Raw genomic sequence first — 22,130 nt, forward strand, 5'->3', positions numbered from 1 at the left:
CTGTCGGTGGCATCAGGCAGCATGTGATCCATGTCCGTACTCACGCGCGACGAAGCGCAGACCCGTGCCCAGCTCATCGACGTCCGTCACTACAGGATCGATCTCGACCTGACCACCGGTGACGAGACCTTCGACTCCCGTACGGTGATCGGGTTCACCGCGCGCACGGACGCGGACACGTTCGTCGAGCTGAAGCCCGCCGAGCTACGCTCCGTCACCCTGGACGGACAGCCCCTCGACCCCGAGACCCTCGACGGCAACCGCCTGCCCCTGAAGAACCTCACCGCGGGCGACCACGAGCTGCGCGTCGACGCCGCCATGCGCTACTCCCGCACCGGCGAGGGCATGCACCGCTTCACCGACCCCACCGACGGCGAGACCTACGTCTACACCCAGCTGTTCCTGGACGACGTCCAGCGGGTCTTCGCCGCCTTCGACCAGCCCGACCTGAAGGCCGTCTTCGAGCTGTCGGTGAAGGCGCCCGAGGGCTGGACCGTACTCGCCAACGGCATCACCGAGCACACGGACGGCGTGTGGAAGGCCGCGCCGACCCCGCTGATCTCCACCTACCTCGTCGCCGTCGCCGCCGGCCCCTGGCACTCGGTGCGCACCGAACACCGCGGCCTGCCCTTCGGCATCCACTGCCGCCGCTCGCTCGCCCCCTACCTGGACGCGGACGCCGCCGAGATCCTCGACGTCACGCGGGCCTGCTTCGACCGCTACCACGAGAAGTTCGAGGAGCCCTACCCCTTCGACTCCTACGACCAGGCGTTCGTCCCCGAGTTCAACGCGGGCGCCATGGAAAACCCGGGACTGGTCACCTTCCGCGACGAGTTCGTCTACCGCTCCGCCGTCACCGACACCGAGCGGCAGACCCGCGCGATGGTCATCGCCCACGAGATGGCCCACATGTGGTTCGGCGACCTCGTCACCCTCAAGTGGTGGGACGACATCTGGCTGAACGAGTCCTTCGCCGAGTACATGGGCTACCAGACGCTCAGCGAAGCCACCCGCTTCACGGGCACCTGGACCGAGTTCGGCGTCGCCCGCAAGGGCTGGGGCTACGACGCCGACCAGCGCCCCTCCACCCACCCCGTCGCCCCCGACGCCGTCCCCGACACCGCCTCCGCCCTGCTCAACTTCGACGGCATCTCCTACGCCAAGGGCGCCTCCGCCCTGCGCCAGCTCGTCACCTGGCTCGGCGAGAAGGACTTCCTCGCCGGCATCAACACCCACTTCACCCGGCACCGGTTCGCCAACGCCACCCTCGCCGACTTCATCGACTCCCTCGCCGCCACCACCGAACGCGACGTGCACGCCTGGGCCGACGCCTGGCTGCGCACCACCGGCGTCGACACCCTCACGCCCCGCGTCACCACCGGCGACAACGGCACCTGCACCCTCACCGTCGACCACACCGGCAGCCGCCCGCACCGCATCGCCGTCGGCCTCTACGACCAGGACCTCGGCGACGAAGGCCGCCTCACCCTGCGCGCACGCCTCGACCTCGACGTCCCGCACCCCGACGGCCACCCCATCGGCAAGCGCCCCGCCCTGCTCCTCCTCAACGACGGCGACCTCACCTACGCCAAGGTCCGCTTCGACCCCCGGTCCTTCCGGACCGTGCGCGAGGAACTGTCCGGCCTGCCCGACCCTCTCACCCGAGCGGTCGTGTGGAACGCCCTCAGGGACGCCGTCCGCGACGCCGAACTCCCGCCCACCGCCTACCTGGACACCGCCCGCGCCCACCTCCCGCACGAGAGCGACCTCGCCCTCGTCCAGGGCGTCCTCGGCTTCGCCACCCGCCAGATCACCGACCGCTACCTCACCCCCGAGGAGCGCCCGGCCGCCCTGAGCACCCTCTCCGCCCTCTGCCGCGACCTGCTGCGCCGCACCGAGGACGGCGACAACCCAGGCCTGCGCCTGCTCGCCGTACGCCACTTCATCGACGTCGCCGCCCACCCCGACACCATCGCCGCCTGGCTCGCCGACGGCATCGTCCCCGGCGGACCCGAGCTCGACCCCGAGCTGCGCTGGCGCATCCTCGGCCGCCTCGCCGTCCTCGGCGCCACGGACGACACCGCCATCGCCGCCGAACTCGACCGCGACCCCAGCGCCACCGGCCAGGAGGGCGCGGCCCGCTGCCGTGCCGCCCTGCCCGACCCGCGGGCCAAGCAGACGGCCTGGGAGGCGATGTTCGCCCACGACGAGCTGTCCAACTACCTGTTCACGGCCACCGCCCAGGGCTTCTGGCAGCCCGAACAGGCCGAGCTGGTCCGGGAGTACGTGCCGCGCTACTACGAGGACGCCGTCGCCCTGGCCGCCCGCCGCGGCCCCGCCATGGCCAAGGTCGCCGGCAACTGGGCCTTCCCCACCCACGCCGTCGACACCGAGACCCTGCGCCTGGGCGAGGAGTGCCTGCGCGAGGCGGAGCCGACGCCGGCGCTGCGGCGGAAGCTGGTCGACCAACTGGACGACTTGGCACGGGCGTTGCGGGTGAGGAGGGCTGCCTAGCGCTCTTGGCGCCGGTCGGTGAAAGGCAGCCCGTCCGGCGTTTGAGGACGAGGCCCGTCCAGGGCCGAAAGCGGGGCCTGGGGGCGGCAGCCCCCAGCGACGCCCACACCAACGCCGACGAAGCCTTCAAACGCCCGGCTCATTACCCCCTTCGGGTCGTTCTCCCCGCACGTTCCCGGCGCGCCGCCCCCTCCGCGTACAAGCTGGGTACATGCCCACGCCGCCCCTCGCCTCAGGCCCCGACGGCCCGGGCGCCCTGCGGCCGTTGCTCGACACCGTGCTCGACGCGCTGGACGCCGGCCGCCGGGCACGCGGCGGCCCGCTCCCGGCGGGTGGCCCGGAGGCGGTGACCGCGCGGATGCGGGACGCGCTGGGGGACGTACTGCCGGACGAGGGCGACCCGGACGCCCTGCGCGCCCTGGTGCACGCGCTCGCCGAGGGCGCCGCCGACCCGGCCGACCCACTGTGCGCCGGTCATCTGCACTGCCCGCCGCTCGCCCTCGCCACCGCCGCCGACCTCGCCGCCACCGCCCTCAACCCCTCCCTCGACTCCTGGGACCAGGCCCCGGCCGCCTCCGCACTGGAAGCCCTGGTCACTCGGGCGCTCGCCGAGGCGGCCGGCGCGGCCGACTGCCTCGTCACCACCGGCGGCACCGAGTCCAACCAACTCGCCCTGCTGCTCGCCCGCGAGGCCCACGGCGGCAGCGTCCACCTGGTCACCGCGGCCAATTCCCACCACTCGCTCACCCGCGCCGCCTGGCTGCTCGGCCTGCCCGAACCCGTCACCGTCCCCGCCCCGGCCGGCACCCTCGACCCGGCCGCCCTCGACGAGGCCCTCACCGACCTGCCCGGCCCCCTGCTCGTCGCCGCCACCGCGGGCACCACCGACGCCGGGCTGATCGACCCGTTGCCCGAGATCGCCGCCCTGTGCCGCGCGCACGGGGCCCGGCTGCACATCGACGCCGCCTACGGCGGCGGGCTGCTGTTCAGCGAACGGCACCGCCACCGGCTCACCGGGCTCGACGCCGCCGACACCGTCACCCTCGACCTGCACAAACTCGGCTGGCAGCCGATCGCCGCCGGACTGCTCACCGTCCGGAACGCCCGCGACCTCGCCGCCCTGCACCAGCGCGCCGACTACCTCAACGCCGACGACGACACCGACGCCGGCTTCCCCGACCTGCTGGGCCGCTCACTGCGAACGACCCGCCGCCCGGACATCCTCAAGATCGCCGTCACGCTGAGAACCCTCGGCCGGAGCGGCCTCGGCGCGCTCGTCGACCAGGTGTGCGAGCGCGCCGATGAACTGGCCCGGCTGATCGCCGCGCACCCGGGCTTCGAGCTGTACGACCGGCCCACCATCAGCACGGTCCTGTTCCGCCCCGCCGACGCCACGGACGAGGCCGTGGCCGCCGTACGCCGAAGACTCCTCGGCGACGGCCGCGCGATCCTCGGCCGCGCCCGGCTGAACGGCCGGCTCTGGCTCAAGGCCACCCTCCTCAACCCCCACACCAGGCCAGACCACCTGGCCGCCCTCCTGAAACTGGTGGAAGGACACACCCCCCGATGACCCCCCCGACGAACCCACCGACCACGCCCCCGGCCACCCTCGACGCGAGCCCGCCAGTCACGCCACCGGCCACCCCCGACGCGAACGCGCCGGCCACGCCACCGGTCACTCCCCACGCGAACGCGCCGACCACGCCACCGGCCACCCCCCACGCGAACCCGGCTGCCGCCCCGCACCCGGCCCCCCAAGAACCCCAGGCCACCCGCGACCTGGTCGGCATCGGCATCGGCCCGTTCAACCTCTCCCTCGCCGCACTCGCCCACCCGCTCGCCGAACTCGACGCCGTCTTCTACGAACAGCGCCCCACCTTCGACTGGCACCCCGGCCTGCTCATCGACGGCACCACCGTCCAGGTGCCCTTCCTCGCCGACCTGGTGACCCTCGCCGACCCCGCCAGCCCCTGGTCCTTCCTCAACTACCTCAAAACCCGCGAGCGGCTCTTCCCCTTCTACTTCGCCGAGCGCTTCCACATCCAGCGCACCGAGTACGACGCCTACTGCCGCTGGGTGGCCGAGAACCTCCCCGGACTGCGCTTTTGCCACCGCGTCGACGCCGTCCGCTGGAACGCCGAACACGATGTCTTCGAGGTCGACTTCACCCAGCTCGACACCGGTGCGGAGGCCGAGTCCCTCGGCCGTACGTACACGAAGAACCTCGTCCTCGGCATCGGCACCGAGCCCTACGTCCCCGACCCGCTCAGGCCCCTAGTCGACGCACCCGGCGTGCCCGTGATCCACGCCGCCGACTACCTCGACCACCGCGCCACCCTGCTCGCCGCCGAGCACATCACCGTCGTCGGCTCAGGGCAGTCCGGCGCCGAAGTCTTCCTCGACCTGCTGCGGCACCGCCCGGCCGGCCGGGAGCGGCTGCACTGGATCGGCCGCAGCGACGCCTTCGCACCCATGGAGTACTCCAAGCTCGGCCTGGAGCACTTCACCCCCGACTACACGCGCTACTTCCACGCCCTGTCCGAACCGGTCCGCGAACAGCTCGTCACCGCCCAGTGGCAACTCCACAAAGGCATCGACGCCGGCACCATGGCCGCCATCCACGACGAGCTCTACCGTCGCAACCTGGGCGGCGGCTGGCCCGACGCCGTCCTCACCCCCGGCGTCACCGTCCGCACCGCCGGCCGGATCGCCACCACAAAGATCGAGCTCCATCTGGAACACCTCCAGCAGGGCACCCGCTCCCGGCTCACCACCGACGCCGTCGTCCTCGCCACCGGCTACCGCGAACGCCCCCTCACCCGCCTCCTCGCAGGCCTCGAACCCTATCTGCGCCGCGACAGCCGCGACCGCCCGCGCGTCGACGAGGAACACCGCCTGGTCCTCGACCCCTCGGTCACCGGAGCGGTCTTCGTGCAGAACACCGCACTCCACACCCACGGCGTCGGCACCCCCGACCTCGGCCTCGCCGCCTGGCGCAGCGCCACCATCCTCAACGCCCTGACCGGCAAGGAACCGTACCCGCTGCCGCACCGCACCGCGTTCACCACCTTCGGCCTGGAACAGCAGCGGAGCCAGGTCCCTCCCGCTCGGCACCCGGGGGAGCTCACCCCCTTGCGGGACGGGACCTGACACCGGCGAAGGGCTAGAACACCGGCGTGCCGTCCCGCGTGAGCTTCCAGTCCACCGACGCGAAGTCCTTCGGGTCCAGCACACCCTTCGCGGTCACCCACTCCGCGATCCGGGTGCGGATCTCCGTCGACTCCGACCACAGCTCCCGCGCCGACGCCACATGCGGGAACGCGCCACCGCCGTTGGCGCGGTAGTTGTTCACCGCCAGCACGAACTGCTGGGCGTCGTCCAACGCCGCACCGTCGAAGGCCAGGTTCCTGATCCGCGAACCGGCCGGCTGCGCGATGTCGATCTCGTACGTCAGCCCCGACACGTAGTCGTAGTTGTAGTCCGGACGGCCGCCCGCGTTGGTCAGCGTGTTCACATCGACCGGCGCGCCGGCCGCCGTCTGCACGAAGTACTCCGCCGAATACTCCAGGTACGCCCGCAGCTGCGCGCCCGTCATCAGCTTGGCGACCAGCGTGTTGTCGTACACATACAGGCTCGACAGGTCCCGGATCGTCACATCGCCGGCCGGGATCTCACTCGTCCGCGAGAACGGCGACGCCTGTGCGATCACCGGCAGCGACGCGAACTCGGTACCCGCCAGGGCCGCCCTGACCACGTCCTCCTGCACCTTCGTGATCAGGTCGATGATCGGGGCGTCCTGGTAGCGGGCCTCGACCGTCGTCAGGGTCTGCGTCGCCGTGCCGACGACCTGGTTGACGTACTCCACCACCTTCGCGTGCTCGTCCGACAGCAGCCTGGTGATCCGCGGGTCGTCCTCGACCGTGTTCGAGTTCCGCAGCGACGCCTTGACCGACTCGACCTGCCACCTGCCCTTGGCGAAGACCAGCTCGAAGTCGAACAACGTCAGCCGTTCGGCGTAGCACAGCGGTTCGGACAGCACGACCGTCCTGCCGGTCTGCTCGTTCGTGACCAGCAGCTCCTCGATCTCCACGTGCGCGTGACCGACCAGGATCGCGTCGATGCCGGGCACCTGCCGGGCCACGTTGGCGGCGGCGTTCTCCACATACGGCAGCTGGTCACCGTACGACGACGTGCCCGAGGAGCCGCTGTGCGCGGAGACCACCACCACGTCCGCGCCCATCGACCGCAGCTTCGGCACCCACTTCGCCGCCTGCTCCTCCAGACCCGGGAAGACCAGCTTGCCCTGCACATACGCCTTGTCCCAGATCGCGATCCCCGGGTTCGTCAGCCCGAGCACGGCGACCTTCACCGGCGGGGCGCCCGGCACCCGGAACGTCTTCATGAAGTACGGCGGGAAGGCGGGCCGCAGCGTCTTGGCGTCGACGGCGTTGGCGCCGAGCAGCGGGAACCGGCACTGCTCCTCGAACCGGCGCAGCGTCTCGATGCCGTAGTTGAACTCGTGGTTGCCGAGCGCCACCGCGTCGTATCCGATGGCGTTCATCGCCTGCGCCATCGGATGCACCGGGCCGCCCTTGGCGGTGATCGGGTCGACCTTCGCGTAGTAGTACGTCAGCGGGGTGCCCTGGATGGTGTCGCCCGCGTCCAGCAGCAGCGTGTTGCGGCGGCCCTTCTCCTCGCGCACCTGATTCACCAGCGTCGAGATCCGGGCCAGGCCCTGGGCGTTGCCCTTGGCGTCGGAGTACTCCGCGTCCTTGAAGTAGTCCCAGTTGAAGATGTGGCCGTGCAGGTCGGTGGTGCCCATGACGGTGAACGAGTACCGCTTGGGACGCTTCTTGTGCGCCTGTGCCTGCGCCTGCGCTGCCTCCGCCGGTGCCGCCGCCGCGCCGGCGATCGCCACCCCCGCCCCGGTCACGGCGGACTTCTTCAGGAACTTCCGGCGGTTCAACGGCATGTGGAGCTCTCCCAGTCAAGATCGAACAAGTGACGACGCGCGTAGATTCTGACCCGGACATGACCGTCCCCAACAGGCCCAATACGTTGCGATCTGATGACCGGCCAGGCCCGCACCCCGCCGAGCGGTGACAGAGTGGGACGTATGACCTCACCCACCGCACCCACCGGGGACCCCCAGCCGCCCGCCGTCCCCTACGGCACCCCCGACGCCCCTCGCATCGCCGTCCGGGGCGAGGCCCACCTGGAAGTCGACCCCGAGATCGCCCGCATCGGCATCACCGTCACCGCCCGCGGCCGCGACCGGCGTTCCGCCCTCGACGACCTCACCCGCCGCAACGCCACCGCCCTCGACCTGGTCAAGTCCTACGGCGACGCCGTCGAACGGCTGGAGACCGGCGCCTTCTCCATCACCCCGGAACTCACCAAACACGGCCGCGGCGAACGCATCCGCACCTACCACGGCATCGTCCACATCACCGCCGAACTCACCGACTTCACCGCCCTCGGCGAACTCACCTCCCGCCTCGCCGACCTCGACCTCACCCGCGTCGACGGCCCCTGGTGGGCACTGCGCCCCGACTCACCCGCCCACCGCACGGCCCGCCAGCAGGCCGTCCGCGAAGCAGTGCAACGCGCCCGCGAATACGCCGAGGCGCTCGGTACGACCCTCTCGGCCCTGGTGGAACTCGCCGACATCGGCGCCGAAAGCCCCCAGCCGTACCCGCAGGCACCCGGTGGGCGGATGCGCTCCGTGGCCTACTCGGCCGCCGCCGAGGACACCGCCGCGGCACCCCTCGATCTCGAACCCCAGCGGCAACACGTCCACGCCCAGGTCAACGCCCGTTTCACGATGGTGCCGCCGCGGCTTTGACGGGTGTGGGGGTGGCGGTAATTCGAAAATCGACCCGCGTAAATGCACGACCGTGAATGTGCGCGGGTGCGCGAATGCTCATCAGAGCACCCCTCCGCACAATTCAACAGTTGTCAACACCCCTTCACCCAAAGGTTGTTGAGTAGTCACGCCCGACCAAATATCTACCCGCCGGTAAGGCCTAGGCTCGCATTATGCGCCGAGCAAAGATCGTCTGTACTCTGGGCCCCGCCACCGACTCGTACGACCAGATCAAGGCCCTGGTCGACGCCGGAATGGACGTCGCCCGCTTCAACCTCAGCCACGGCGGATACGCCGAGCACGAGGAGCGCTACCAGCGCGTACGCAAGGCCTCCGACGAGACGGGCCGCAGCGTCGGGCTCCTCGCCGACCTTCAGGGCCCGAAGATCCGCCTCGGCCGCTTCACCGAAGGACCTGTACTCCTTGAACGCGGCGACACCTTCACCATCACCGTCGAAGAGGGCGCCAAAGGCGACCGGCAGTCGTGCGGGACGACGTACAAAGGCCTCGCCGGCGACGTCACCCCCGGAGAGCGCATCCTCGTCGACGACGGCAAGGTGTGCCTGGAGGTCACCGAGGTCGACGGACCCCGTGTCCACACCACGGTCGTCGAAGGCGGCATGGTCTCCGACAACAAGGGGCTGAACCTCCCCGGCGTCGCGGTCTCCGTCCCCGCGCTCTCCGAGAAGGACGAGGCCGACCTGCGCTGGGCCCTGCGCACCGGCTTCGACGTCATCGCCCTCTCCTTCGTCCGCGGCGGCCGGGACATCGAGGACGTCCACCGCATCATGGACGAGGAGGGACGCCGCCTCCCGGTGATCGCCAAGGTGGAGAAGCCGCAGGCCGTGGACGCCATCGAGGACATCGTGGCGGCCTTCGACGGCATCATGGTGGCGCGCGGCGACCTGGGCGTGGAAATGCCGCTCGAACAGGTTCCGATCGTCCAGAAGCGAGCGATCAAGCTGGCCAAGCGGAACGCCAAGCCAGTGATCGTCGCGACGCAGATGCTCGACTCCATGATCGAGAACTCCCGGCCCACGCGCGCCGAGGCCAGCGACGTCGCCAACGCCGTCATCGACGGCACGGACGCGGTGATGCTGTCCGGCGAGACGAGCGTCGGCAAGTACGCCGTCGAGACCGTCCGGACGATGGCGAAGATCGTCGAGGCGGCGGAGGAGGACCTCCTCGCCAAGGGCCTGTCACCCCTGACCGAACGCAACAAGCCCCGCACGCAGGGCGGCGCGGTGGCCCGCGCGGCGGCGGAGATGGGCGACTTCCTCGGCGCCAAGTTCCTGGTGGCCTTCACCCAGTCCGGCGACACGGCCCGCCGCCTCTCCCGCTACCGCTCCCCGATCCCCCTCCTCGCCTTCACCCCCGAACCCGCGACACGCTCCCAGCTGAGCCTGACGTGGGGTATCGAAACCTTCCTGGGCCCCCACGTGAACTCGACGGACGCCATGGTGGCCCAGGTCGACGAACTCCTGACCCAGTACGGCCGCTGCGCCCCCGGCGACACGGTGGTCATCACAGCGGGCTCCCCTCCCGGCATGCCGGGGACGACGAACCTGGTGCGGGTGCATCACATCGGGGAGAAGGCGTAGGCGGGGGTTTATGGTTGTCAGTGCTTGGGGCCTACGTGGGTGTCCATGAGGGCTACGGAGGCTTTGCGGGCGACGGAGATGTTGTACGGGGTTCCTGTATAGCTGGCGGATGTCGACGGACACGTTGGTGAAGAAGTAGCGCGGGTACTCATAGCGCTTGCGCTCACCCCCGACCATGCGGCTCGTCCAGTTGGTGACGCGGCAGCCGTCTGAGTGGATGAGGCCGCGGATGAGTTCCCAGGGGTGCGCTTCGACGATCTCCTGTTGCCAGGCAGCGAGGACGATGGGACGCCCGTGCTTCTCGCCAGGGCCGTGTTGGGGAAAGAGAGTGGGCCAGTACCGGTGGTAGCTGGTCACCGCCACGCAGCCCTTCTTGCGAACGGTGTACACGCCAACACCGGGTCGTACCTTCGGAATGACCTCGCGGCACTCCTCGACAAGTCCGGGCCACGCGTTCGCGCACACGATACGGAGGTAGTAACCGCCTCTCGGGTGGGCGCTGATGCAGCCATCGCCGAGATAGAGGCCGAGAAGGTAGGCATACGCGCGTTCATCGGCGGGTGGTCCCGGATCCGGTGGCGCCATGCGAGGCAGTGGCTCTAAGCGGTCCTGCCAAGAGCGGATCGCCGCGCGTGAGATGCCCGTCTCACGACTTACCGAGTTGAGACTGCGACCCTGTGCCACGAGCGCGAGTGCCCGCTTGCGTGTTCCCATGTCGTACATGCCGCCACTCTGTGCGACCGCACGTAACCGCGTGCAGCAAAGAGCGGATGTTCACGGGAACGTGGACATCCGCTCCCGCAGGGTGACCTTGGAATCTGAGGAAAAGTGCCCCGGGTCGGACTCGAACCGACACTGTACGGGTTTTGAATCCGTTGCCTGCTGCCAATTGGGCTACCGGGGCCGATGAATCAAAGGTTGGCGGCTACCCGCCGCGTACCTACCTTACCGCAGCTAGGTAGGCTCTTGTCAGCAGTACCCCTGCCCCTGAACGAGGAGCCCGAGTGACCGCCCCCGAGTCGCCCCAGCCCGTTGACGTGCCCGACGACGACAAGTCGCACGTGCCTCCGCTGACGACCCGTGTCGTCATCGCCGAGGACGAGGCCCTGATCCGGCTCGACCTCAAAGAGATGCTCGAGGAAGAGGGCTACACGGTCGTCGGCGAGGCCGGTGACGGTGAGCAGGCCGTGGAGCTGGCCCGGGAGCACCGGCCCGATCTGGTGATCCTCGATGTGAAGATGCCGAAGCTCGACGGCATCTCCGCCGCCGAGAAGATCACCGAGGAGTCCATTGCCCCGGTGCTGATGCTCACCGCTTTCTCGCAGCGCGACCTCGTCGAGCGTGCCCGGGACGCCGGTGCGATGGCGTACCTGGTGAAGCCGTTCAGCAAGAGTGACGTCGTACCGGCGATCGAGATGGCGGTGTCCCGGTACACGCAGCTGAAGGAGCTGGAGAAGGAGGTCGCCGACCTCTCGCAGCGGCTGGAGACGCGCAAGCTCGTCGACCGGGCGAAGTCGATCCTGCAGACGGAGTACGGGCTGACGGAGCCGGCCGCGTTCCGGTGGATCCAGAAGACGTCCATGGACCGGCGTCTGTCCATGCAGCAGGTCGCCGAGGCGGTCATCCAGGACGCCGCCGAGAAGAAGGCGGCCAAGGCCTCCGACAAGGGTTGAGCCCCCAGTAGCGCTACGTACGAGGCCCGCGTCCCCTGGTTGAGCAGGGGGCGCGGGCCTCGTCGTACGTACCGAAGGGTCTGCTAGTCCTCGCCCAGGTACGCCTTCCGTACCGACTCGTCGTGGAGCAGGTCCTGGCCCGTGCCGGACAGGACGATGTTGCCGACCTCCATGACGTGGCCGTGGTCGGCCAGGGACAGGGCCGCCTGGGCGTTCTGCTCGACGAGCAGAATCGTTGTGCCCTGGGACTTCAGCTCGGCGATCGTCGCCATGATCTTCTGCATCATGATCGGCGAGAGGCCCATCGACGGCTCGTCCAGCATGAGCAGCTTGGGCTGGGACATCAGGGCGCGGCCCATCGCCAGCATCTGCTGCTCACCGCCCGAGAGGGTGCCCGCGGCCTGCTTGCGTCGTTCCCCGAGGATGGGGAAGAGGTCGTAGGCGCGCTGGATGTCCTTCTCGATGCCGGGCTTGTCGTTCCTGAGGAAGGCGCCGAGGCGCAGGTTGTCCTCGATCGTCATGCGCGGGAAGATGTGCCGCCCCTCGGGGGAGTGGGCGAGTCCGAGGGAGACGATCTGGTGGGCGGGGGTCTTCTTCAGCGACTTGCCGTTGAACTTGATCTGGCCGCCCACCGGCTTCAGCAGGCCGGAGAGGGTGCGCAGGGTGGTGGTCTTGCCGGCGCCGTTGGTGCCGATGAGGGTGACGACCTCGCCGGCGTCGACCTTGAACGAGATGCCCTTGACGGCCTCGATCTTGCCGTACGCGACCCGGAGGTCCTCGACTTCGAGCAGTGCGGTCATCGGTCGTTCTCCTTGCCGGACGTGGTGTCGGCGTGTGCCTCGGCGGCCTCGACCTCCGCGACCTCGGCGGTGCCGGGTGCGCCTTCGAACGGCTCGCCGAGGTAGGCGGCGATGACGCGTTCGTCGCCCTGGACGGTGGCGCTGTCGCCCTCGACGAGCTTCTCGCCCTGGACGAGGACGGCGACGCGGTCGCAGAGGTTGAAGATGAACCGCATGTCGTGCTCGATGACGAGGACGGCGATGCCCTTGTCGCGGATGGCGAAGACCAGTTCCTCGGTGGCTCGCGTCTCCTGCGGGTTCATGCCCGCGGTGGGCTCGTCGAGGAGCAGCAGGCCCGGTTCGCTGGCCAGGGCGCGCGCGATTTCGAGCTTGCGCTGTTCGCCGTAGGGCAGGTTGCGGGCGAGGTGTTCGGCCTTGGGTGCGAGGCCGACGAACTCAAGGAGTTCCATGGCGCGTTCGCGGGAGGCGGCCTCCGCCTTGTGGAAGCCGGGGCCGCGCAGCAGTGCGGACCAGAGGCCTTCCTTTGTGCGGGTGTGGCGGCCGACCAGCACGTTTTCCAGGACCGTCATGTTGGCGAACAGGCGGATGTTCTGGAAGGTGCGGGCGATGCCCGCCGCCGTGACCTTGAAGGACTTCGGCGGCAGGACGGTGCCCTTGTAACGGACTTCGCCCTCGGTGGGGATGTAGAGGCCGGTCAGGCAGTTGAAGAAGGTGGTCTTGCCGGCGCCGTTGGGGCCGATGAGGCCGACGATTTCGCCGCTGTTGACCTGGAGGTCGACATTGCGTACGGCGGTGAGGCCGCCGAAGCGCATGGTGACGCCGCGGGCGTCGAGGACGGCCTCACCGGTGGTGATGGTGTCGGTTGTCATGGGTCAGGCCCCTGCCTTGCTGAGGACTGTGGGTGCTTCCGTCTCTTCGTGGAATTCGAGCTGGCGGCGCCGGTTGGGGATGAGGCCCTCGGGGCGGAAGCGCATCAGCAGGACCAGTGCGAGACCGAAGGCGAAGAGCTGGTAGTCGCCGAGGAACTGGAGCTTGGCGGGGATGAGGTAGAGCAGTGCGGCGCCGACGAGGGGTCCGCTGATGGTGCCCATGCCGCCGAGGACGACCGCGGCCAGCAGGAACGCCGAGTTGGGCGGGACCACGTGGGCGAACTGGTACTGCTCGGGCGTCACCGTGTACGTCACGTGCGCCTGGACCGTACCGGCGAGGCCGGCGAGTGCGGCGCCGAGGGCGAAGGCGATGAGCTTGACGCGGAAGCCGTTGATGCCCATGGCGAGGGCGGCGGTCTCGTCCTCGCGGATGGCGATCCAGGCGCGGCCGATGCGGGAGTCGCTGCTGCGCCGGAAGACGACCACGACGATCAGCGTGATGAGGAGCATCAGCAGGAAGTAGTTGGCGAACCGCGCGATGGTGAAGCCGGCGATGGTGTGTTCCTCGCCGAAGTCGAAGCCCAGGATGTTGAGGTTGGGGATCGACGAGATGCCGTTGGAGCCGTTGGTGATGTCCGGGCCGGAGGTGCCGTCCATGTTGAGAACGGTGATCCGGAAGATCTCACCGAAGCCGAGCGTCACGATGGCGAGGTAGTCGCCGCGCAGTCGCAGGGTGGGGGCGCCGATGATGACGCCGAAGACCATGGCGACGGCGGCGCCGAGCAGCGCCGAGGCCCAGAACGGCAGTTGGATGTCGAACGGTGAGGAGGGGGAGCCGGAGACCATGGCCGCGGTGTAGGCGCCGACGCCGAGGAAGGCGACGTATCCGAGGTCGAGGAGGCCGGCGAGGCCGACGACGATGTTCAGGCCGAGGGCGACGGTGGCGAAGATCAGGATGTAGACGCCGATCGTCGCGTACTGGTCGTCGGACTGGGTGAAGGGGAAGGCGGCGGCCGCGACGAACGCGCCGATCATCGTCACGTTGCGGTGCTTGGCGGTGAGCGCCGAGACCCGGCCCACGAGACCGGCCTTGGCGGCGGCGGCGAAGCCGAAGCCGGCGGTGATGAGGAAGCCGACGAAGAGTTCGTCGTACTCGGTGCCGATGCCGTAGGTGAAGACGATCAGGCCGAGGGCGAGCGCGGCGACGATGACGAGGATCTCGGCGTACGCGGGCAGCTTGCGGGCTGGGGCCGCGGTGCCGGAGGCGAGGGAGGCCTTGAGGACGGCGAAGACGTGCCGCCGCTGGTGCAGGATCCGGTCCTTGGTGGTGTCCTCGGGGTCGACGGGCTCGTTTGCCGGCCAGTCGAACGGCAGGGCGAACGCGCCGTGTACGGCGGCGAGGGTGGCTATCGCCGCGACCCAGCCGCCCGGTTCGAGGTTGACCAGGCCGCCGAGCTGGACGCTGATCGCGATGATCGTGAACCAGGCGGTGGCGAAGGCGCCGAGCGCGGACAGCTTCAGGGCACTGTCGGCACCGGCGGGGGTCAGCCAGCGCAGGCCCTTGATGCCATACGAGGCGAGGCCGAACAGCGCGGTGAGGGCGCCGCCGATGAGGACGAGGACCTGCAGTCCGCCCGGGTAGCCGTAGACGGTGAGGTCGCCGGGGAACTCGGCGGTCCAGGTCCAGGCGAGGAACGTCGAGACGATCGTGAGGGCGCCGCCGCCGGTGGCGAGGGCGCGGCCGAGCTGCGGGGGTATCCCGATGAGACCGGCGTGCTTGCCGGTGTCGACCTTGCGGGGGGTCTGTGGTGCGGTGGTCTGTGTGGTCATCGGTGGATCACGCCCTGTCCGCGACGCGCTCGCCGAGCAGACCCTGGGGCCTGAACAGGAGGACGAGGATGAGGAGTACGAACGCCCAGACGTTGGCCCAGGACTGGCTGCCGAACTGGTCCATGCCGGGGATGTCGGAGATGTAGGCGGTCGAGAGGGCTTCGGCGACGCCGAGGACCAGGCCGCCGAGCATGGCGCCGTAGATGTTGCCAATGCCGCCGAGGACGGCGGCGGTGAAGGCCTTGAGGCCGAGGATGAAGCCCATACGGAACTGGACCTCGCCGTACTTGAGGCCGTACGCGACGGCTCCGACGGCGGCGAAGGCGGCGCCGAGGGCGAACGCGACCACGATGATGCGGTCGGTGTTGATGCCCATGAGCTTGGCGGTGTCCGGGTCCTGCGCGGTGGCCTGCATACCGCGGCCGGTGCGGGTCTTCATCACGAAGTAGGCGAGGATCGCCATGCTGATGGGGGCCGCGACCAGCAGGAAGATGTCACCGGTCTGGATGGTGACGCTGCCGATCTCGAAGGGGCCGCCGTCGATCTGCGGGAACGTGATGGCGGAGCGGGCGTCGGGGTACCAGGCCCACACCGCCTGCTGCAGCGCGAGGGAGAGACCGATGGCGGTGATGAGGGGCGCGAGGCGTGGGGCCGTGCGCAGGGGGCGGTAGGCGAACCGTTCCGCTCCCACGGCGACAAGGATGGCGACGATGATGCCTCCGATCAGCATCAGCGGGAGCGCCACCCACAGGGACGTGCCGTCGGGCAGCACGTACAGATAGACGGTGAGGGCGCCGAAGCCACCCACCATGAAGATCTCGCCGTGGGCGAAGTTGATGAGCTGGACGATGCCATAGACCATCGTGTAGCCAATGGCGACCAGCCCGTACATGGATCCCAGTAGCAGGCCGTTGACCAGCTGCTGCGGCAGTTCGTTCACCGCATGTCCTCCGAGACGTTCGGATGATTCGACGACAGGGGCCGGATGCGAGTCCGCGCGGGGCGCCAGTGGTGCAGCGCCCCGCGCGGCTCATGGAGTGGTGCGGGTGGGGTCAGCCCTCGTAGGTGCCGGACTTGGCGGGCTTCCAGGCACCGTTCTCGACGGAGTAGACGGTGAGCTGCTTGTTGGTCGCGTCACCGAACTCGTCGAAGGAGACCTTGCCGGTCACACCGTCGAAGGAGACACCCTGCATGGCCTCGGTGACCTTGGCGCGGGCGTCCTCGGGCAGTTCGCCGTTGTTGTCGTCGACGACCTTCTTGACGGCCTCGATGATCGCCCAGGCCGAGTCGTAGGAGTAGCCGCCGTAGGCCTCGTAGGCCTCCTTGTAGCCCTCGGCCTTGTAGTTGGCGACGAACTCCTTGGCGGAGGGGAGTTCCTCCACCGGGGCGCCGACGGAGGTGGCGAGGTCGCCGGTGGCGGTGGCGCCGGCCAGCTTGATGAAGTCGGCGCTGTAGATGCCGTCACCGCCGACCAGCGGGATGTTGGCACCGGCGGCCTTGATCTGCTTGCTGAGCGGGCCGGCCTGCGGGTACTCGCCGCCGTAGTAGACGACGTCGGCGCCGGAGCTCTTGACCTTGGTGGCGACCGCGGAGAAGTCCTTGGTCTCGGGGTCGATGTGCTCGGTGCCGACGACCTGACCGCCGAGCTTCTTGAACTCCGCGGAGAAGGTGGCGGCGAGGCCCGCGCCGTAGGTCTTCTTGTCGTCGATGACGAAGACCTTCTTCTTCTTGGCGTCGTTGTAGACGTACTGCGCGGCGAACGGGCCCTGGATGGCGTCCGTGGTCGCGGTGCGGAAGTACGACTTGTACGGCCGCTCCTTCTTGGTCTGCCAGTCCGGGCCCTGGGTCAGGGCCGGGTTGGTGTTGGCCGGCGAGACCTCGACGAGGTTCGCGTCGTCGAAGACCTTCTGCATCGACTCGGCGATGTTGGAGTTCAGCGGGCCGACGACGCCGAGGACGTCCTTGTTGGCGACGAGCTTGGTGGCGTTCTGCTGGCCGGAGGACGGCTGCGCCTGGTCGTCAAGGGCTTCGATCTTGAAGGTGACGCCCTCGACGAACTTCTCCTTGTTGGCCGTCTTGACGGCCAGGTCCACCGAGTTCTTGATGCCCAGGCCCAGTGCGGACAGGTCGCCGGTCAGCGGGGCGTCGACGCCGATGACGACGGTGGTGCCACCACCACTGGAGTCCGAGCCACCGTCCCCGTCGCGCGAACCGCAGGCGGTGAGAGTGAGCGCTCCCGCCGCCAGCGCGGCGGTTATGGCGATGAGCGAACGTTGACGCACGATCAGTCCTTTCCCTGGCGCGGCTCTTCCCGGTGGAAGACGCCGAGTCGAGCGCTGGGGCCGAAGAGCGCCCATTGACGTCGAATCCGACGGCGCGGTGACTGGCCGTGACTCTAAGCGTGTGCAGGGAACGTGGAGGAGAGTCTGACGAAGGCTGTGACGCTCTTGTTATGACACGACGTAATGCAGAGCGGTACTGAGCGGGTGGAAGCGCGGAATTCCGGCCGATTCGCGCAGTCCGCATTATGAGACTCGCAGGCCTCCCAGCCCCTTATCAGGAGTGTTATCGGGTTTTGGTGATGGCAAGAACTCGTTGCTGCAGGCTACTTGGAGGGCGTCCGAGAGGTCCTGGGCATAGCGCTCACCCAGGATGAAACTGTGTGCTTCTATTGCGCGCGTATTACGCAGCGTTACATCCAGGAAAGGGAGTCCGGCGTTCCGCGGCACTTTTCCGCAATCGGTGACCTTCATGGTGATCTCGATCTTGTGGGGGATTCCGGTCCGGGTGCGGAAAGGCGGGTGGGGATTCGCCGTCAAGGACAGACCTTCGTACGGCTGACTGATCCGGGTCACCGTGACCTGTGGACCGGAGTGCGCGGTCACCGCCACCGTGAAGCGGAAGCCGGTGGGCGTGGCCTCGGCGCCGAGGGGGCCGAGGTAGGTGACGCGGACCGTCTGGGAAGGCGGTGGCGGAGCCGGTGGGGGAGGTGCTTCGGGGCGGGTGACGTAGAGGTAGGCGCCGACGGCGGCGAGGGCGGTGGCCGAGGTGGTTGCGAGGACGGCTCGGCGGTGGCGGGTGCGGAACCGTGCGGCGCGTTCGCGCGGGGGTCGGGCGGCGGGCGGGGGTGCCCAAGCGTGCGTGCCCTCGCCCGGCTCGATGGGACCGACGCCGCTCAACTCCACGGCCCTCCGGTGGGCCCGCCGTCGCGGTACCGCTCCGTGCAGCGCTCGCGGGCCTGGCGGTCGATCAACTGCTCAGCCGCCGCCCGGCCTTGACGCTTCTGCTCGGCGCGGGCGGCGTCGACGACGGCCCGGAGGATCTCGTACTGGCCGTTGGACAGGCCCATCGACTGGTAGTCGCCGTAGGTGTCGCCGTCGAGGACCTGCCGGGACCAGTACGTGATGATCCGGGCGCACAGTTCGGCGGGCGGGGTGGTGCGCGGGGAGGGCGACGCTGAGGCCGGGCTGGGCCCCTTTCCCGAGGCTTCTCCGGCGGCTGAGCCGGCGCATCCGGTGAGGAGGGCGCCGGTCAGCAGTACCAGCCCGAGGGCTGCCGATCGGGTGGGTCCTCCCGTTGCCATGTGCCGACGCTACGGCGTGGGGTGTTTTCTCGGCAATGGCAAGGGAGTTGGGCCGGATCAGCCCGCCGTGCGTATCTGGTCCGCGTCCCCCGGGTTCACGTCCCGCAGCAGGCAGGTCAGACGGGCGGTGCACACGCGGCGGCCGTGCTCGTCGCTGATCACGATCTCGTACGTCGCCGTGGAGCGTCCCCGGTGCACGGGCGTGGCCACGCCGGTCACCAGGCCGGAGCGGACGCCCCGGTGATGGGTGCAGTTCAGGTCGACGCCCACGGCGATCTTGGAGCTGCCGCCGTGCAGCATGGAGCCGACCGAGCCGAGGGTCTCGGCGAGCACGGCGGACGCGCCGCCGTGCAGCAGGCCGTACGGCTGGGTGTTGCCCTCGACCGGCATCGTGCCGACGACGCGGTCCGCCGAGGCCTCCACGATCTGCACGCCCATGCGGGTGCCCAGGTGCCCGGCGGAGAACAGGGCGGGCAGGTCGACGCCGAGCGCCGCGTACTCGTCGATGACCTCTTGCGGGAACTTCACCTGCTGCTGCTCGCCCATGGGGACCGGCTCCGTTTCGTCGTCTTCGTCGTCGGACGCATCTTTCGGACGCATCGTGCTGAGCAAACGCTCAGTCGGTCGCCGATTGTTCCAGACGGACGACGACGGACTTGCTGGCCGGGGTGTTGCTGACGTCGGCGGTGGCGTCCAGCGGGACCAGGACGTTGGTCTCGGGGTAGTAGGCGGCGGCGCAGCCCCGCGCGGTCGGGTAGTGCACGACCCGGAAGCCGGGCGCCCGCCGCTCCACGCCGTCCGTCCACTCGCTGACCAGATCGACGTACGACCCGTCGGCGACCTTGAGCTCGCGGGCGTCCTCGGGGTTCACCAGGACGATCCGGCGGCCGTTCCTGATGCCCCGGTAGCGGTCGTCGAGGCCGTAGATCGTGGTGTTGTACTGGTCGTGCGAGCGCAGCGTCTGCAGCAGCAGCCGGCCCTCGGGCAGCCGCGGGTACTCGACGGGCGCGGCGGTGAAGTTGGCCTTGCCGGTGGCCGTCGGGAAGCGGCGCTCGTCGCGCGGGGCATGCGGGAGGGCGAAGCCGCCAGGGTGGGCCACGCGCGCGTTGAAGTCCTCGAAACCGGGGATCACGCGCGCGATGCGGTCGCGGATCGTGGCGTAGTCCTTCTCGAACTCCTCCCACGGCACCCGGCTGTCCTCGCCCAGCACGCGGCGTGCCAGACGGCAGACGATCGCCGGCTCGGACAGCAGGTGCGCGCTCGCGGGCTCCAGGCGGCCGCGGGAGGCGTGCACCATGCCCATGGAGTCCTCGACGGTCACGAACTGCTCGCCGCTGCCCTGCAGATCGCGCTCGGTGCGGCCCAAGGTGGGCAGGATCAGCGCCCGCGCGCCCGTGATGACGTGGCTGCGGTTGAGCTTCGTCGACACATGCACCGTGAGGCGGGCCCGCCGCATCGCCGCCTCGGTGACCTCGGTGTCGGGAGAGGCGGAGACGAAGTTGCCGCCCATGGCGAAGAAGACCTTCGCCTCGCCGTCGCGCAGGGCGCGGATGGCGCGTACGACGTCGTAGCCGTGCTCGCGCGGGGGAGCGAAACCGAACTCGCGCTCCAGGGCGTCCAGGAAGGCGGGCGCCGGGCGCTCGAAAATGCCCATGGTGCGGTCGCCCTGCACGTTCGAGTGACCTCGCACCGGGCACACACCCGCGCCGGGGCGACCGATGTTGCCGCGCAGCAGGAGGAAGTTGACCACCTCGCGGATCGTGGGGACCGCGTGCTTGTGCTGGGTGAGGCCCATGGCCCAGCAGACGATGGTGCGCTGCGAAGCGAGGATCATGCCCATGGCTTCTTCGATCTGGCGTCGTTCGAGGCCGGTCGCGGTGAGCGTCTCGTCCCAGTCGGCGGCGCGGGCGGCCGCGGCGAACTCCTCGTAGCCGTGCGTGTGGTCGCGGACGAACTCCTCGTCGACGGCGCCCTCGGTCTCGACGATCAGCTTGTTGAGGAGGCGGAACAGGGACTGGTCGCCGCCGATGCGGATCTGCAGGAACAGGTCCGTGAGCGAGGACCCGGTGGTCAGGCCCTTGGGCGTCTGCGGGTTCTTGAACCGCTCCAGGCCGGCCTCGGGCAGCGGATTGACGCTGATGATCCGCGCGCCGTTCGCCTTGGCCTTCTCCAGGGCGGAGAGCATGCGGGGGTGGTTGGTGCCGGGGTTCTGGCCGGCGACGATGATCAGGTCGGCCTTGTAGAGGTCCTCCAGCAGGACGCTGCCCTTGCCGATGCCGATGGTCTCCGAGAGGGCGGAGCCGGACGACTCGTGGCACATGTTCGAGCAGTCGGGCAGGTTGTTCGTGCCGAGCTCGCGCGCGAAGAGCTGGTAGAGGAACGCGGCTTCGTTGCTCGTCCGTCCCGAGGTGTAGAAGACGGCCTCGTCGGGGGAGTCGAGGGCGGTGATCTCCTCGGCGATGATGTCGAAGGCGCGCTCCCAGGTGACCGGCTCGTAGTGGTCTGCCCCTTCGGGGAGATACATGGGGTGCGTGAGCCGGCCCTGCTGGCCGAGCCAGTAGCCGCTGCGGCGGGCGAGGTCCGCCACCGGGTGCGCGGCGAAGAACTCCGGGGTGACCCGGCGCAGGGTGGCCTCCTCGGCGACCGCCTTCGCGCCGTTCTCACAGAACTCCGCCGTGTGCCGGTGGTCCGGCTCCGGCCACGCGCAGCCGGGGCAGTCGAAGCCGTCCTTCTGGTTGACGCTGAGGAGGGTGAGCGCGGTGCGCTTGATGCCCATCTGCTGCTGGGCGATGCGCAGGGTGTGCCCGATGGCGGGCAGCCCGGCCGCCGCGTGTTGCGGCTCGGCGACTTGCGGCGCGTCCTGAACCGGGTCGGCCTTGGGCGGCTTCGTTGCCATCGCGCGCTCTCCTTCGCCTGCACGTGTGAGCTATGTCTCCGATCCTCGCACGCGGCAGTGACAACGGGGGTGGCCGGGCTGGACGGAGGGGGCCAGCAATGCTTGCTCGACCGTTGGGCGCGGGAACGGTCGCGGTGCGGGGTGGGGTGCGGCGGTTGTGTGTGACGGAGGTCGGGGTGGGGTGCGGCGGTTGTGTGTGAGGGAGGTCGGGGTGGGGTGCGGCGGTTGGTGACGGAGGTCGGGGTGGGGTGCGGCGGTTGGTGACGGAGGCGGGGGTGGGTCCGGCAGTTGTGTCTGGGAGGCCGAGTGGGGTTGAGCGGATGTGCCCGACGGGGCCCGGGGTGGGGTTGAGCGGAAGTGCCCGACGGGGCCCGGGGTGGGGTTGAGCGGAAGTGCCCGACGGGGCCCGGGGTGGAGCTGAGCGGAAGTGCCCGACGGAGCCCGGGCCCGACGGAGCCCGGGGTGGAGCCCGGCAGTTACGCCTGACGGAGTCCGGGA

15 protein-coding genes, 1 tRNA gene and 1 pseudogene are annotated in these 22,130 nt (G+C 69.6%); 6 read left to right on the forward strand and 11 right to left on the reverse strand.

Annotated elements, in window-relative coordinates; all coding sequences use genetic code 11:
• The first annotated feature begins 30 nt into the window (after positions 1-30).
• The 3 genes from pepN (at position 31) to SSP24_RS08805 (ending at position 5,664) form a co-directional block, all read left to right on the forward strand.
• Complete coding sequence (pepN, locus tag SSP24_RS08795; RefSeq protein WP_141308603.1) at positions 31-2,514, forward strand: aminopeptidase N; 2,484 nt, start codon at positions 31-33, stop codon at positions 2,512-2,514.
• Positions 2,515-2,725: 211 nt separating this feature from the next.
• Positions 2,726-4,084: a pyridoxal phosphate-dependent decarboxylase family protein gene (locus tag SSP24_RS08800; RefSeq protein ID WP_141308605.1), complete on the forward strand. Its 1,359-nt coding sequence runs from the start codon at positions 2,726-2,728 to the stop codon at positions 4,082-4,084.
• Positions 4,081-5,664, forward strand: coding sequence for a lysine N(6)-hydroxylase/L-ornithine N(5)-oxygenase family protein (locus SSP24_RS08805; RefSeq protein WP_141308606.1), 1,584 nt, complete (start codon positions 4,081-4,083; stop codon positions 5,662-5,664). The genes SSP24_RS08800 and SSP24_RS08805 overlap by 4 nt, the downstream gene beginning before the upstream one ends.
• 13 nt (positions 5,665-5,677) lie before the next feature.
• Here SSP24_RS08805 and SSP24_RS08810 read toward each other — a convergent pair whose 3' ends face one another.
• A complete protein-coding gene (locus tag SSP24_RS08810) occupies positions 5,678-7,486 on the reverse strand; it encodes a bifunctional metallophosphatase/5'-nucleotidase (protein WP_141308608.1) in 1,809 nt (602 codons plus the stop codon).
• 144 nt (positions 7,487-7,630) lie between these two features.
• Between SSP24_RS08810 and SSP24_RS08815 the strand changes: the two genes are divergently transcribed.
• Together SSP24_RS08815 and pyk are read left to right on the forward strand one after the other, a co-directional pair.
• Positions 7,631-8,359, forward strand: a complete 729-nt coding sequence (locus tag SSP24_RS08815; RefSeq protein ID WP_141308610.1) for an SIMPL domain-containing protein — start codon at positions 7,631-7,633, stop codon at positions 8,357-8,359.
• 194 nt (positions 8,360-8,553) lie between these two features.
• Positions 8,554-9,981, forward strand: coding sequence for a pyruvate kinase (gene pyk, locus SSP24_RS08820; protein WP_141308612.1), 1,428 nt, complete (start codon positions 8,554-8,556; stop codon positions 9,979-9,981).
• 17 nt (positions 9,982-9,998) lie between these two features.
• Here pyk and SSP24_RS43950 read toward each other — a convergent pair.
• A pseudogene (locus tag SSP24_RS43950) lies at positions 9,999-10,704 on the reverse strand (transcriptional regulator).
• Positions 10,705-10,810: 106 nt separating this feature from the next.
• Positions 10,811-10,885 (reverse strand) — tRNA-Leu (locus SSP24_RS08830).
• Between the two features lie 100 nt (positions 10,886-10,985).
• Between SSP24_RS08830 and SSP24_RS08835 the strand changes: the two genes are divergently transcribed.
• Entirely contained in the window at positions 10,986-11,654 is a 669-nt protein-coding gene (locus SSP24_RS08835; RefSeq protein ID WP_141308614.1) for an ANTAR domain-containing response regulator, read from the forward strand.
• An 83-nt stretch (positions 11,655-11,737) separates the two neighbouring features.
• Here SSP24_RS08835 and SSP24_RS08840 read toward each other — a convergent pair whose 3' ends face one another.
• The 8 genes from SSP24_RS08840 to SSP24_RS08880 all read right to left on the reverse strand — a co-directional run bounded on the left by SSP24_RS08840 (position 11,738) and on the right by SSP24_RS08880 (position 21,632).
• A complete protein-coding gene (locus SSP24_RS08840; RefSeq protein WP_141308616.1) occupies positions 11,738-12,454 on the reverse strand; it encodes an ABC transporter ATP-binding protein in 717 nt (238 codons plus the stop codon).
• Complete coding sequence (locus SSP24_RS08845; RefSeq protein WP_141308618.1) at positions 12,451-13,323, reverse strand: ABC transporter ATP-binding protein; 873 nt, start codon at positions 13,321-13,323, stop codon at positions 12,451-12,453. The genes SSP24_RS08840 and SSP24_RS08845 overlap by 4 nt, the downstream gene beginning before the upstream one ends.
• 3 nt (positions 13,324-13,326) lie before the next feature.
• Complete coding sequence (locus tag SSP24_RS08850) at positions 13,327-15,153, reverse strand: branched-chain amino acid ABC transporter permease (protein WP_141308620.1); 1,827 nt, start codon at positions 15,151-15,153, stop codon at positions 13,327-13,329.
• A gap of 7 nt (positions 15,154-15,160) precedes the next feature.
• On the reverse strand, positions 15,161-16,093 hold the full coding sequence (locus SSP24_RS08855) for a branched-chain amino acid ABC transporter permease (RefSeq protein ID WP_141308622.1): 933 nt from the start codon (positions 16,091-16,093) through the stop codon (positions 15,161-15,163).
• 112 nt (positions 16,094-16,205) lie between these two features.
• Entirely contained in the window at positions 16,206-17,435 is a 1,230-nt protein-coding gene (locus SSP24_RS08860; protein WP_141308624.1) for a branched-chain amino acid ABC transporter substrate-binding protein, read from the reverse strand.
• Between the two features lie 893 nt (positions 17,436-18,328).
• A complete protein-coding gene (locus tag SSP24_RS08870; protein WP_141308626.1) occupies positions 18,329-18,736 on the reverse strand; it encodes a hypothetical protein in 408 nt (135 codons plus the stop codon).
• A 57-nt stretch (positions 18,737-18,793) separates the two neighbouring features.
• Positions 18,794-19,282, reverse strand: coding sequence for a hotdog fold thioesterase (locus SSP24_RS08875; RefSeq protein ID WP_141308955.1), 489 nt, complete (start codon positions 19,280-19,282; stop codon positions 18,794-18,796).
• A gap of 70 nt (positions 19,283-19,352) precedes the next feature.
• The gene (locus SSP24_RS08880; protein ID WP_141308628.1) at positions 19,353-21,632 is read right to left on the reverse strand and encodes an FdhF/YdeP family oxidoreductase; all 2,280 of its coding nucleotides are present in this window, start codon (positions 21,630-21,632) and stop codon (positions 19,353-19,355) included.
• Positions 21,633-22,130 lie beyond the last annotated feature (498 nt).

Origin of the sequence: Streptomyces spinoverrucosus (assembly GCF_006539505.1) — a bacterium.
GTDB classification, from domain to species: domain Bacteria; phylum Actinomycetota; class Actinomycetes; order Streptomycetales; family Streptomycetaceae; genus Streptomyces; species Streptomyces spinoverrucosus.

Excerpts from the sequence above, each read along its gene's own strand:
- pepN (WP_141308603.1), top strand. The coding sequence starts at position 31 with ATGTCCGTACTCACGCGCGACGAAGCGCAGACCCGTGCCCAGCTCATC.
- SSP24_RS08800 (WP_141308605.1), top strand. The coding sequence starts at position 2,726 with ATGCCCACGCCGCCCCTCGCCTCAGGCCCCGACGGCCCGGGCGCCCTG.
- SSP24_RS08805 (WP_141308606.1), top strand. The coding sequence starts at position 4,081 with ATGACCCCCCCGACGAACCCACCGACCACGCCCCCGGCCACCCTCGAC.
- SSP24_RS08810 (WP_141308608.1), bottom strand. The coding sequence starts at position 7,486 with ATGCCGTTGAACCGCCGGAAGTTCCTGAAGAAGTCCGCCGTGACCGGG.
- SSP24_RS08815 (WP_141308610.1), top strand. The coding sequence starts at position 7,631 with ATGACCTCACCCACCGCACCCACCGGGGACCCCCAGCCGCCCGCCGTC.
- pyk (WP_141308612.1), top strand. The coding sequence starts at position 8,554 with ATGCGCCGAGCAAAGATCGTCTGTACTCTGGGCCCCGCCACCGACTCG.
- SSP24_RS08840 (WP_141308616.1), bottom strand. The coding sequence starts at position 12,454 with ATGACCGCACTGCTCGAAGTCGAGGACCTCCGGGTCGCGTACGGCAAG.
- SSP24_RS08845 (WP_141308618.1), bottom strand. The coding sequence starts at position 13,323 with ATGACAACCGACACCATCACCACCGGTGAGGCCGTCCTCGACGCCCGC.
- SSP24_RS08850 (WP_141308620.1), bottom strand. The coding sequence starts at position 15,153 with ATGACCACACAGACCACCGCACCACAGACCCCCCGCAAGGTCGACACC.
- SSP24_RS08870 (WP_141308626.1), bottom strand. The coding sequence starts at position 18,736 with ATGGCAACGGGAGGACCCACCCGATCGGCAGCCCTCGGGCTGGTACTG.
- SSP24_RS08875 (WP_141308955.1), bottom strand. The coding sequence starts at position 19,282 with ATGGGCGAGCAGCAGCAGGTGAAGTTCCCGCAAGAGGTCATCGACGAG.
- SSP24_RS08880 (WP_141308628.1), bottom strand. The coding sequence starts at position 21,632 with ATGGCAACGAAGCCGCCCAAGGCCGACCCGGTTCAGGACGCGCCGCAA.